The following is a 12,908-nucleotide window of genomic DNA, read 5'->3' as shown; positions in this document are numbered from 1 at the left end:
AGAAAACCTAAAAAACTATCAACGATGCTATGGGTTGTGGTAATAATATTCCTGGGTAGCCTCACCACTACCTGTAGCTTTTTACCAGCCATCACAGCAGAGGCACGCACTTTCCTCAACCTTTCCGTGAACTTCTTAGGGGAGTATCAACTGCCCCAAACGCAGTTCAACAATACAGTAGTGGGAGGGTTGTCAGGATTGGCCTATGATCGGGAACGCGATCGCTTTTTAGCTGTTTCTGATGATCGTTCTCGATTAGCTCCAGCGCGATTCTACACCCTAAAACTAACCTTCAATCCCACCGATACAGGAAACATAGGGATTGAAAACGTAGAAGTGGAAGATGTCACTTTTCTCAAAGATAAAAATGGTGAAACCTTTGTAAGGGGTACCCTAGATCCAGAAGGGATTGCTTGGTCTGGAAAAGATTCTGTATTTATCTCTAGTGAAGGGGCTACTAATCAAGGCATTGCTCCATTCATTCGGCAGTTTGATATAGCAACAGGACAACAGTTGCAAAATTTAAAAATTCCCCAGCGTTATCTACCGAATGATACTGACCTAGAAACAGTCAGTAATGGTATCCAAGATAACTTAGGATTTGAAGCATTAACCTTAGAACCGATCAGCCTAGCTGCAGCCAGTGGGCAAGAGTCATTTCGCTTATTTAGTGCCACTGAGTACTCCTTACACCAAGACCAGCCAGAAGCAGAGACCGAACAAGCAGCGGGAATTCGTTGGTTGCACTATTTGATTGGAGACGTTACTCCTCCAATGCTCGTTAGTGAACATCTTTACTTACTCGACCAAGACCCCCCTAACACCATTGCTCACGGTTTGACTGAGTTATTAGCAGTGGATACCGCAGGACATTTTCTGAGTTTGGAGCGTACCTATGGTTTATTTGGATTCAGTGCAAAACTTTATCAAGTGGTGATGGGTGGAGCAACCGATACCACCAAAATTGCTAGTCTCAAGGGTAATATTGCCAAGATTAAGCCACTGCAAAAAAAGTTGTTGTTGGATTTGAGTGAATTGGGGATTTACTTAGATAATTTAGAGGGAATGACCCTTGGTCCGCGCTTGAGTGATGGCACTCAGAGTTTAATTTTGGTGAGTGATAACAATTTTAGTGAGGCTCAGGTGACACAGTTTCTGTTGTTTAGGATTAAAGGCTTGACATAGCCCAAACAAAACAGAGTTATTCCCAAGCTCTCGCGCCGTTTGCTATCAGTTATAGCGCTGCTTGAGGTGAAATACAGAATAGGTAACTTCGGATCAGGGTCATGATGGGGTTGTCAACTAAAACTTTTAGCAATTGGTCTTGATGCATAACCCAAATCATAAGGGACTGCATCAAGACCATGTATTCTTAAAGATACCAACGGCATCAAACACTACTTCATCCGAAGTTCCCGCTATTCTAAGTTCAACAGTTCTGGTAATGACTCATTCTACAGATATCGCTACTTTAGCTCGCTGGATGGCAGCTGATTTTAGTAACCAACAGCAGGCGTTTGAGAATCCACCATTGTATGCTCACATCCGCGTCTGCATGCGTCCTCTACCTTGGTCAGTGCTAGATGGATGTAGCTTGTTCCTTGAGCAAGCCTATGACTATATGCTCAACACCCCCTACCGAGTGCGGGTACTAAAGATTGTTGAGCTAGACGGGCAAATCAAAATCGAAAATTACAAGGTTCAGGATGAAAAACTATTATACGGAGCTTCCCGTGATTTAGAACGTCTAAACTCCCTGAGTGCCCAACAGCTAGAGAAGCTTGCTGGTTGCACGTTCAATGTTACCTGGACTGGTCACAGCTTCAAAGCCGAAGTAGAACCAGGTAAAGCTTGCTTGGTGGTACGCAATAACAAAGAAACCTATCTCGATAGTAGCTTTGAAGTAATGGAAGAAACATTGATTAGTCTTGACAGGGGACGTGACCCCCAAACCGATGAACTAATTTGGGGTTCGATTGCTGGAGCATTTCATTTTGCACGTAAGACTAGCTTCGCGTCAGAAGTGCTGATTCCAACTCCGGAATTGACTGAACTATAAAATTAACTCTTACCATGGCGATTTGACTTCAAAAAAGGTTCGATACAAACAACTATTATAGCGAAACCGATCAGGTTAGAGTCAAGGGCTTGCTGGAATCTCTAAACACCATCACCAATGGTCTAATACCTATAAACTAATGTCATGTTCAACAAATGCCCCAAACCTGATACATTTAGCGAGTAAGGTCACGCAAGTTGGATCAACGGACTATAAACTACTAATAACTAATGACTAATCAATAATAACTAATGACTAATCAATAATCACTAATTATGCGAATTGCTTTATTTACTGAAACATTTCTACCCAAAGTTGATGGCATCGTGACCCGGTTGCGCCACACGGTGGAACATTTGCAGCGTAACGGTGACCAAGTGCTAGTTATATGCCCAGAAGGGGGACTAAAAGCCTACAAAGGAGCCACAATTTACGGTGTTTCTGGCTTTCCCCTACCCTTGTATCCCGAATTAAAGCTAGCCCTGCCACGACCCTCGATTGGTGGGGTATTAGAAGAGTTTCAACCAGATTTGATCCATGTTGTCAACCCAGCAGTATTAGGGTTGGGAGGTCTGTATTATGCCAAGGTGATGAATATTCCCTTGGTTGCTTCCTACCACACCCATTTACCTCAGTACCTCCAGCACTACGGATTGGGTATGCTCGAAGGAGTGATGTGGGAGTTAATTAAGGTTAGTCACAATCAAGCTGAGCTGAATTTGTGTACCTCTAATGCTATGGTACAGGAATTAAGAGACCATGGTGTTGAGCGAGTAGACTTGTGGCAGCGAGGTGTGGATACGGAAACGTTCCAACCAGAGTTAGCTTCATCCCAAATGCGATCGCATCTTTCTCAAGGAAATCCAGACAGCCCCATACTCCTTTATGTAGGCCGTCTTTCTGCTGAGAAAGAAATTGAGCGGATCAAGCTAGTGCTAGAAGCAATTCCCAACGCTTGCCTAGCATTAGTAGGAGATGGACCGCACCGTAAGGAACTAGAAGCACACTTTGCTGGCACCCCGACTCATTTCGTGGGTTACCTTACCGGTACAACCCTCGGCTCTGCCTTTGCCTCTGCTGATGCATTTATCTTTCCTTCTCGGACAGAAACCTTAGGACTAGTCTTACTAGAAGCGATGGCAGCAGGTTGTCCTGTGGTAGCAGCCAACTCTGGAGGAATTCCCGATATTGTCACGGATGGGATGAATGGGTATTTATACGATCCAGCAGATGAGCAAGGAGCGATCGCAGCAACAGTGCGTCTCTTAGCACAACAGCAGGAACGGGAAACTCTGCGCCGCAATGCTAGAGCAGAAGCTGAACGCTGGAGTTGGTCAGCTGCTACACGCCAATTGCAAAATTATTACCAGGCAATCGTGTTTTCCGAATCCATGTCTTCCGCTGCCTAAGCATCCCGAAGGTCTGACCCACAATTAACCCCACAATTAACGATATTAGGTGTTAGGTTTGGAGTTTTCGTAACCTAAGGCCTAATTAACTGTGCCTAATTCAACGGTTTAAGCTAGGGTGATTGGGAGCGTGAAAGATAAGCGTTTCAGGGTCTAAGCGTTCCTAATCCGGTTGAGATTACTGACTTTTTTAGAAAATCTTATCGAAAATTTAACTATTGTAATAGTATAATCTTTAACAGTTTTAGGGAAACCTATAGTCTAAAAGGTACCTCCTAGGGTACTGATTTTTACTGTAGAGATATGCCAAACTTGTAATCAGGATAGGTATATCCTCAGATCTACTGATAACCAGGGTGTCAATTCATGTTCTTGAAGTCAAAGACGATAGAAGACTTATCAACGCAGCAATTCTTATCTGCCCAGTTGACTTGCCCTCACGCGCCTCCAAAGGCAGGAGCAGACGAAGTATGAAAAAACCGAACACCAGTAGTGTTACTGCTACATTATCTCAGTTAACTCAACCCTCACAAACCAGCAATCTGATTGATCGCATCAAAACCCTATCCATTCCTCAATTTAGCTGCTGGTTAGATTTCTTTGCTGCTGATTTTCAACAGTTTCTGGGAGCGATCGCACTGATCAATAATGATGCTCTGGAAACTCGGCTAGAGCAGGTGATAGAGGCTTTAACCCTAAAAGTTGGTCAAGTGCTACAGGCAGACCAAGCCACTATTTTCATGGTTGACACCGACACAGGTCAACTATGGGCAAACATTCCCCAAGCTCACACGGACAAAACCATAGAACGCCGGATTCCCCACAATCAGGGTGTTGTCGGTCATGTTGCCGCCACTGGCAATTCTTTCAATACGTCAGTTGCTTACCATCATCCCCTATTTAACCCAGAATTTGACGAAATCCCTGGCTATCGTACCCAAAGCCTCCTGTGTATGCCAATTTTTAATCGCAATAACCAGGTGATTGCTGTAATAAATTTTTTGAATAAAACTGGCGGTGTGCCCTTCGATAGTACCGACGAAAAGCAATTTCGGGACTTTGGCGACGACCTTGGCATCATCCTCGAAGCCTGCCAATCATTTCAACAGGCAGCTCGTAACCAACGGGGAGTGATTGCTCTGCTCAAGGCAACTGAGTCTCTGGGGAAGAGCCTGAAGCTCGAACAAACCCTAAGTTTAGTTATGGAGCAGGCTCGGGATCTAATGCAAGCGGACCGCTCTACGCTATTTTTACTATGCCAAGATCGCAACGAACTGTGGAGTAAGGTAGCTACAGCGGATGGAGAAAATACCATAGAAATCCGAATACCAGCCAACCGAGGTATTGCTGGTTATGTAGCATCAACATGTAAGCCGCTCAATATTCCAGATGCCTATAAAGACGACCGTTTTGACCCGACCACTGACAAACAAACCGGTTATCGCACGGAAAGTATTCTTTGTATGCCGGTATTTAACTCCAAAAATAAATTAATTGGTGTGACCCAGTTAATCAACAAGCACCAAGGCTACTTTACCAGCTCTGATCAAGAGTTTATGCGGGCGTTTAATATTCAGGCAGGCATAGCTTTGGAAAATGCCCAGCTGTTTGAAAGCGTCCTGATTGAAAAGCAATATCAGCAAGATATCCTGCAAAGTCTAACCGACGCAGTGATTTCCACTGACATGCAGGGACGAATTGTGATGATCAATGATGCAGCCATCAAGTTCCTAGGTGGTCCTAATCGTAGAAAAGGCAGTCCCAATTGGAAATTGTGGCAGTCTAAGCTCACTGGTCGATACATCTGGGATATAGTGCCGATTGAAAATCTCCAGTGGCGTTGGCAAGATAGCTTGGCTACAGGGACTCGGCATTATATGCCAGAACAAACTCTGAAGATTGGTCTGTATAAAGCTCCTCAAGGGGATTTAGGATCACCATCGATGGTGCTGGCAATGCCAAAGTGGGATGACCCGAATGTTTATGTACCCTGGAATGAAAAACCTCAGAATGAAACACCCCAGACGGAATCTTCATCTACTTATTATTTGTCAAAATACCAAGTTCAGGAAATTGAACGCAGTCTCAACCTAAGCGTCAATCCTTTGCTCAACCCAGAGGGAAGTGTGCGGGGTGGGTTGGTGGTTTTAGAAGATATGACTCGTGAGAAGCGTATGAAGACAGCCATGTATCGCTACATGACTCCACGGGTTGCTGATCAAGTCTTAGCCCTCGGGGAAGATACCTTAATGCAGGGCAAGAAGCAAGAAGTAACAATTCTATTTTCCGATATCCGGGGCTACACAAACCTAACAGAACATCTCGGAGCAACAGAGGTGGTATCGTTGCTCAATAAGTATTTTGAAACCATGGTAGAGGCTGTATTCAATCACGATGGCACCTTGGACAAGTTTATTGGAGATGCCTTGATGGCCGTGTTTGGAGCACCTTTACCCCTGCCAAATCATGCTTGGAAGGCTGTCAAATCAGCTCTAGATATGCGCTCACGCTTAGCAAAATTTAATTCCAATCGCAGGGGTAACAACCAACCCGAAATCCGGATTGGGATGGGAATTAGTTCTGGAGAAGTGGTTTCCGGCAATATCGGCTCCCAAAAACGGATGGACTATACGGTTATTGGAGATGGGGTGAATCTAAGTGCTCGTCTCGAAAGCGTTACCAAAGAGTATGGCTGCGATATTATCTTGAGTGAGTCTACCTATAACTTGTGCCGCGATCGCATTGTGGTGCGGGAGTTAGATCAAATCCGGGTCAAAGGTAAAAACCAAGCGGTTAGGATTTATGAATTAATTGGCAAAACCGACCTATCCCTTACCGATAAAAGAAAACGGTTCTTGGATTTGTATCAAGCAGGGCGTAATGCTTACATCAAACGAGACTTTCACCAGGCACTCAAGTATTTTACTGATGCACTAGACATACAACCAAATGACCGGCCTGTCAAGACCCATATCAACCGAGCTAAAAACTATTGTGATCATCCTCCTGATGATTCCTGGGATGGAGTTTACACGATGACCACGAAGTGAAGTATGAACTATTTCTTCCTTTATATACCTATATACCCAGGCTCTTTTTGCTTTGTTTCAAGTCTTTCCACAGTTGTTTAATCTGCTGGTAAGCCTCTTCTGGAGGCAGCTTACCAGCAGTTTCGAGATTACAGATGTAGTTTACTTTTTGAGCAAATTCCTGTAAATTAGCGTTAAAAACCAGGTTTTCTGGCTTGAACTGACCGTGATAGGGACTGTGAGGGTATAAAAAATCAGATGTATCTACCATAGCTATTGCCTGCACCAGACGTTCTTAACCTAACCTTAACTTAACTGATTATACTATAACTTCCTAGCCAAATTTCTGATTTGGCATGATTGTGATTGCTGTAATAGACATCAGGTTTTAGTTGTACTACGCAAAACACAAGGGCATATTCGGTTTTGGTGACAAACTTGAGCTAGATCCGCGCTTACGCGCCACATGTTTTCCCAATCCGGTTTTGGGACGGAGCTTATAAAGTGCGCCCGTAGGTGGCGCAAACAGCCCCTTATGAATCGCGGATATAGCTCAATATATCTGTCAAGATATTGTCAGTGAACCATCATCTTACTGATTATGTCCCCTGATCAAAAACTCTACGAAGGTAAAGCGAAAATCCTATATACTACCGATGACCCAGAGATTCTGCTAACTCACTTTAAAGATGATGCCACTGCCTTTAATGCCCAAAAGCGAGGTCAGATTTCTGGTAAGGGTGAGATTAATTGTGCGATCGCATCTCATTTGTTCAAAGTCTTAGAAGAGAAGGCAATTGCTACACACTTCATTGACCGTCCTACTCCCAACCAAATGTTGGTCAAACAGGTAAAAATTGTGCCCTTGGAGGTGGTAGTCAGGAACATTGCTGCTGGTAGTCTATGTCAACAAACTGGAATACCAGAGGGTCGGGTACTCCCGAAGCCCCTAGTGGAATTTTATTTAAAAAATGACGACTTAGGAGATCCCTTGTTAACACGCGATCGCTTACTACTGCTGGAACTAGCAACGCCTGAGCAGTTGAAACAACTGATTGAGCAAGCGTTGCGAATCAACCAAATTCTGACTGACTTCTTCTATCAGTGTGGCATTACTCTAGTAGACTTCAAGTTGGAGTTTGGTGTAACCCCGTCTGAAGAACTACTATTAGCCGATGAAATCAGTCCTGATACCTGCCGCCTTTGGAACCAAGCCGAAACTGATCCGGAGCGTCGAGTGATGGACAAAGACCGATTTCGCAAGGATTTGGGCAATGTAGAACAAGCCTATCAGCAAGTGCTACAAAAAGTTCTTGAGAGCAAACTCTAATCAGCCTCTGACTAGACGTGACAGGTTGACAACAAGTGACGGGATTGATGCCATCGTTAACCCGTAACCCAAAAAAATTCAGCACATTGGTAAAAATAACCACAGACGAACGAAAATAGACAACAGGCATGCGCATTGCTTGCTTAGGTCAAGTGTTCAGTCATGGTACTGTGGCTGACAACTAATAACTAATATAATAGTTGCTCCTATGGCACTGGAGTTGTTAGCCCTCCGTCAACCAGTAATCAATGGCTTACTGAGAGTTTACCAATGACCAATGACCCAATAGGAATGGTGTGTGGAAGTGTCAAAAACAAATAACACAATGCGTTTATCTCCCTTGTTAGCAGCAATGATCGCTGCTACTGCCAGTATTGGTGTATCCAAACCAAGCCGTGGGCAAACCATTCAGTCCCTACCGGATGCACCTCAACAGAATTCCAGTGACTTAAAAACACCTGAACCAGCGGTTCTTGATGCAATAGCGAGTGGGGGAAACCAACGGCAGTCGCTCATGGGGGGAACCCCCAAGACCGCGCTGCCTCCCCAAGACCGCACCGGTAGTCGCTCATGGGGGGAACCCCCAAGACCGCGCTACCTCGCTGCATCGCTTCCTGAAACAATTGCTGTGCAGGCAAAACCAAGGACTGCCTTGGTGCTTCACTCTTCCCAGACCCAGGTGGCAGTACCCACCAAGACTGTTGAACAGTCTGTGCCTACCACTCTCTCGGTGAAGAATTCTTCACCAACCCAGGTGGCAGTACCAACTAAACCAACTAAACTAGTGGTTCCGGTAGATGCATCACCAACCCAGGTGGCAGTACCAACTAAACCAACTAAACTAGTGGTTCCGGTAAATTCAACAGCCGCAGAGTTACCTTCCCAAACCCCAAAGCCACCCCAACTATCACCGGATAGCATCGAAGGGATTGCTCAAGTAAAACCTCCAAATGGTATAGAAAAACCGTCCCAACTCCCGGAACCCACTCAACTGGAGCCCCCTTCAACTCAACCTCCTTTATCAATCGATAGCATCGAAGGGATGGCTCAACTAACACCTCCAAATGGTATAGATCAACTGTCCCAACTCCCGGAACCCACTCAACTGGAGCCCCCCTCAACTGAGCCTCCTTCTGACTCCTCAGAAGTACGAGTACTGGTAGCAGAAGTCTTAATTACTGGCGCACCTCCCCAACTGGAAGAGGAAATTTATCGGGTGATTAAAACCCGACCAGGACGAGCAACCACCCGCTCTCAGCTTCAGGAAGATGTGAATGCTATCTTTGCCACAGGTTTCTTTTCCAGTGTGGATGTGCAGCCAGAAGATACTCCCTTGGGAGTTAGGATTAGCTTTATTGTCAGAGCTAACCCAGTATTGCGTCAGGTGGCAGTCAAAACAGAACCCCCAGGGGAAGGGCAACGGATCGTAAACCAGGAAAAAATTAATGAAATCTTCAGTGAGCAATATGGCTCAATCCTGAATCTGCGAGACCTGCAAGAGGGAATCAAACAATTAAACGATTGGTATAAGGAAGAAGGTTATGACCTAGCTCAAGTCATTGATGCTGAGCAAGTCACACCGGATGGCACAGTAACCTTGGTCGTGGCAGAAGGGGTGATTGAAGCTGTCAAGGTGCGTTTTCTCGATGAAGATGGTAACCCGATTGTAGATGAAAATGGGAACCCACTTCCATCAATGACTGACCAGGAAGAACCGGTTGGGGGTAATACTCGCCCGTTTATTATTACCCGGGAGGTGGAGTTAAAATCCGGTAGTGTATTTAACCGCAAGAAAGCCCAAAGGGACCTACAGCGAGTTTTTGGTTTAGGGATTTTTGATGATGTACGGTTTTCCTTTGAACCTGGTACTGACCCACGCCAGGTGGTGATAGTAGTAGACGTGATTGAGAAGAGTAGTGGCTCAATTGCGGCTGGTGCAGGTCTGAGTTCTGCTAGTGGTTTTTTTGGTACCGTGAGCTATCAACAGCAAAATCTAGGGGGAAATAATCAGACCTTAGGGGGAGAATTTCAGCTGGGAACCCGAGAGCTATTGTTCGATTTGAGCTTTACAGACCCTTGGATTGCAGGAGACCCCTTCCGCACCTCATATACCATCAATGCATTCCGACGGCGCTCGATTTCCTTGGTCTTTAATGGGGGCAGCGGTGAGAATAATATTAAAGTTCCTAATGATGATGATGATGGAGACCGCCCCCGGATTGTGCGCACTGGTGGTGGAGTGACTTTTCGCCGTCCTTTATCGGAAGATGTATTTAAACGGGCAGAATGGACAGCATCCCTAGGCTTGAAATATCAACATGTTGCCATTGAAGATAGTGATGGGGATGTCAGACCTGAATCTACAGATGGAGAACTGTTGAGCTTTAGTGACAGTGGTGAAGATGACCTAACTACTGTCCAGTTAGGGGCAGTGCGGGATTTACGCAATAGTACCACCCAACCTACTAACGGTTCCCTACTCCGGTTGGGCATGGAACAATCTATTCCTATTGGTAGTGGCAGCATCTTAATGAATCGGTTAAGAGGTAGCTATAGTTTCTATATCCCTGTAGAATTCACCAACTTTACCGAAGGACCTCAGGCTCTTGCCTTTAACATTCAAGGGGGCACTATCTTGGGGGATTTACCTCCTTATGAAGCTTTTATTATTGGTGGTAGTAACTCCGTGCGGGGGTTTGCTGAGGGAGACCTAGCCTCAGGACGTAGCTACCTTCAAGCTACTGCAGAATATCGCTTCCCCATTTTCTCAGTCATAGGGGGCGCTCTATTTGTTGACGCTGGCACTGACCTTGGTTCTGCTGGTTCTGTTCCTGGTGAACCCGGTGAGCAGAGAGATTTACCCGGTACTGGTCTCGGTTACGGTCTTGGGGTTAGAGTGCAGTCACCACTTGGTCCGATTCGGGTAGACTTTGGTTTGAATACCGAAGGGGACAGTCGTCTTCACTTTGGTATTGGAGAGAAGTTTTAATTGTTAATTGTGAATTGTTAGTTGTGAATTATTAGTGGTGAATTGTCAATTGTCAATTGTAGTTTGTAATTGGTTAATTTCAATTTTCAATTTTCAATTTTCCAGCGTTTATTGATAGAAACTTGACCAAAAAACATGTCTTCAGTATATTACACCTTGGCTGGTATGTTTGAACGCTCTGGTGTCGGACTGCACAGCGGTATTTCAACCAACGTAAGGGTACTACCAGCAGCTGCGGGAGTTGGGCGATATTTTGTGCGGGTTGACTTACCAGGTAAACCGGTTATTCCAGCAAACATAGATGCAGTTTCAGGTACCACACTGTCTACGGAACTCTCCACATCAACCCAGTATGGAAACGCTACCGTTCGTACGGTGGAACACCTTTTAGCTGCACTGGCTGGTAGTGGTGTGGATAATGCTCAAATTGAGATTGATGGTCCAGAAGTGCCTCTTTTAGATGGTTCGGCGAAGGTTTGGCTGGAAGCTATCCAGGAGGTGGGAGTAGTAGCAGCAGGGGTTCAAGGCATCGACGGTAAACCATACGATAGTTTTACCCCCGGACAAGTTCGAGCTACCCTCACACCCCCTCACCTCCTAACTCCCTCAGGAACAACACCTATCCCTTTTGTATTAAACGAGCCAGTCTCGGTTTATCACGGAGATGCCTTTGTAACGGCTCTACCAGCACCCAAAACTCGATTTACCTATGGCATTGACTTTGCGTTACCAGCTATTGGTAAACAATGGTATAGTTGGACTCCAGAACAGGACAATTTTGCCGATGCGATCGCACCAGCTCGCACCTTTGGCTTGGCTGATCAAATTGACCAGCTGCGCGATCGCGGTTTAATTAAAGGTGGTAGCTTGGAGAATGCTCTGGTTTGTGGTCAACACGGATGGGTTAATCCTCCCTTACGATTTTCAAATGAGCCAGTGCGTCATAAACTTTTAGACTTAGTAGGGGATTTGAGTTTATTAGGACGTTTTCCTGTTGCTCACATCCTGGCCTATAAAGCTAGCCACCATCTCCATGTCCAACTTGCCAAAAAGCTGGCTGAACCCATGGGTTGCAAGTTAAATACACAGAAGGTTGAACCTTTAAAAATTAATAAATTAACCGGCAATCTGTAATTCTCTTAAAGTACGCTTATGTCCACACTGACTGACGTTAACACGCCCAATAACTCTACCGGAAGTACCCAGGATGTAAATGATGACTCATCAACTAAAACAGTTCTAACTGTTGAAGAGATTCATAAACTGCTCCCCCATCGGTATCCTTTCGCATTAGTTGATCGGATTATTGACTATGTTCCAGGTAAACGAGCTGTAGGTATCAAAAATGTTACCTTCAACGAACCTTTTTTTCAAGGACATTTTCCTGGACGACCCTTGATGCCTGGGGTGATGATAGTGGAAGCTATGGCTCAGGTTGGGGGGATTGTATTAACCCAAATGCCCGATAGTCCTGATGGATTATTCGTATTTGCAGGGATTGACAAAGTTCGTTTCCGGCGTCCCGTAGTGCCAGGAGATCAACTGGTGATGACTGCGGAACTGTTGTCCATCAAGCGCCGTCGTTTTGGTAAGATACACTCAGTTGCTACTGTTGATGGTAAGAAAGCAGTAGAAGGCGAACTTATGTTCTCTATAGTGGATTAAAACATAATTAGTAAGAGCGAATAAAAGTTATTTGGTTATTCGCCTTTGGCCTTCGGTTCAGGGTAGGTTATTTGGTTAAAAGTTATTTATTTGTTTATTTAGTTGTTCGCCTTTCGCCTTCGGTTTAGGGTAGGTTATTTGGTTGAAATACTTGGCTTTGGAGGTTAAAGGTTAATGTTCTATATTAGCACTAAAACCTGGAACACTAAACATTAACCCTTAAACCGGCAACAGTCAACCTTAACCTTTCAACATTAAATCTTAAACCTTCAACATTAAACATTAAACCTTAAACCGGCAACCGGCAACCTGTAACCTGTAACCTGTAACCTGTAACCTTAAACCTGCAACCTGCAACCTGCAACCTGCAACCTGCAACTTGTAGCCTGCAACCTGCAAGCTAAAAGTTGCCAGTATTGTTAGTCAT

At 45.0% G+C, this 12,908-nt stretch carries 9 protein-coding genes; 8 read left to right on the top strand and 1 reads right to left on the bottom strand.

Translation table 11 applies throughout. The features are described from left to right. Nucleotides 1–24 precede the first annotated feature (24 nt). From BJP34_RS27430 to BJP34_RS27415, 4 genes are all read left to right on the top strand, one after another. Nucleotides 25–1,185 (top strand): esterase-like activity of phytase family protein, encoded by a 1,161-nt coding sequence (locus tag BJP34_RS27430; protein ID WP_083305372.1) that lies wholly within the window; start codon nt 25–27, stop codon nt 1,183–1,185. A gap of 259 nt (nt 1,186–1,444) precedes the next feature. Further along, nucleotides 1,445–2,059, top strand: a complete 615-nt coding sequence (locus BJP34_RS27425) for a chromophore lyase CpcT/CpeT (protein ID WP_070396915.1) — start codon at nt 1,445–1,447, stop codon at nt 2,057–2,059. Nucleotides 2,060–2,334: 275 nt separating this feature from the next. Next, nucleotides 2,335–3,468, top strand: coding sequence for a glycosyltransferase family 4 protein (locus BJP34_RS27420; RefSeq protein ID WP_070395077.1), 1,134 nt, complete (start codon nt 2,335–2,337; stop codon nt 3,466–3,468). A 470-nt stretch (nt 3,469–3,938) separates the two neighbouring features. Continuing rightward, a complete protein-coding gene (locus BJP34_RS27415) occupies nt 3,939–6,518 on the top strand; it encodes an adenylate/guanylate cyclase domain-containing protein (protein ID WP_070395076.1) in 2,580 nt (859 codons plus the stop codon). Nucleotides 6,519–6,546: 28 nt separating this feature from the next. Here BJP34_RS27415 and BJP34_RS27410 read toward each other — a convergent pair whose 3' ends face one another. Beyond that, entirely contained in the window at nt 6,547–6,768 is a 222-nt protein-coding gene (locus BJP34_RS27410) for a DUF7219 family protein (protein WP_070395075.1), read from the bottom strand. Between the two features lie 330 nt (nt 6,769–7,098). On the opposite strand from BJP34_RS27410, the gene purC reads away from it, so the two are divergent. The 4 genes from purC (at nt 7,099) to fabZ (ending at nt 12,481) form a co-directional block, all read left to right on the top strand. Then, a complete protein-coding gene (gene purC / locus BJP34_RS27405; RefSeq protein WP_070395074.1) occupies nt 7,099–7,827 on the top strand; it encodes a phosphoribosylaminoimidazolesuccinocarboxamide synthase in 729 nt (242 codons plus the stop codon). A gap of 325 nt (nt 7,828–8,152) precedes the next feature. Beyond that, entirely contained in the window at nt 8,153–10,816 is a 2,664-nt protein-coding gene (locus BJP34_RS27400; RefSeq protein ID WP_070395073.1) for a BamA/TamA family outer membrane protein, read from the top strand. A gap of 135 nt (nt 10,817–10,951) precedes the next feature. Next, complete coding sequence (locus BJP34_RS27395) at nt 10,952–11,950, top strand: UDP-3-O-acyl-N-acetylglucosamine deacetylase (protein WP_070395072.1); 999 nt, start codon at nt 10,952–10,954, stop codon at nt 11,948–11,950. Between the two features lie 18 nt (nt 11,951–11,968). Beyond that, nucleotides 11,969–12,481, top strand: a complete 513-nt coding sequence (gene fabZ / locus BJP34_RS27390) for a 3-hydroxyacyl-ACP dehydratase FabZ (protein ID WP_070395071.1) — start codon at nt 11,969–11,971, stop codon at nt 12,479–12,481. Nucleotides 12,482–12,908 lie beyond the last annotated feature (427 nt).

The organism is Moorena producens PAL-8-15-08-1 (genome assembly GCF_001767235.1).
Taxonomy (GTDB): Bacteria; Cyanobacteriota; Cyanobacteriia; order Cyanobacteriales; family Coleofasciculaceae; genus Moorena; species Moorena producens_A.
Note: the sequence above shows the minus strand (reverse complement) of the source record. Positions and strands in the feature narration are given on the sequence as shown.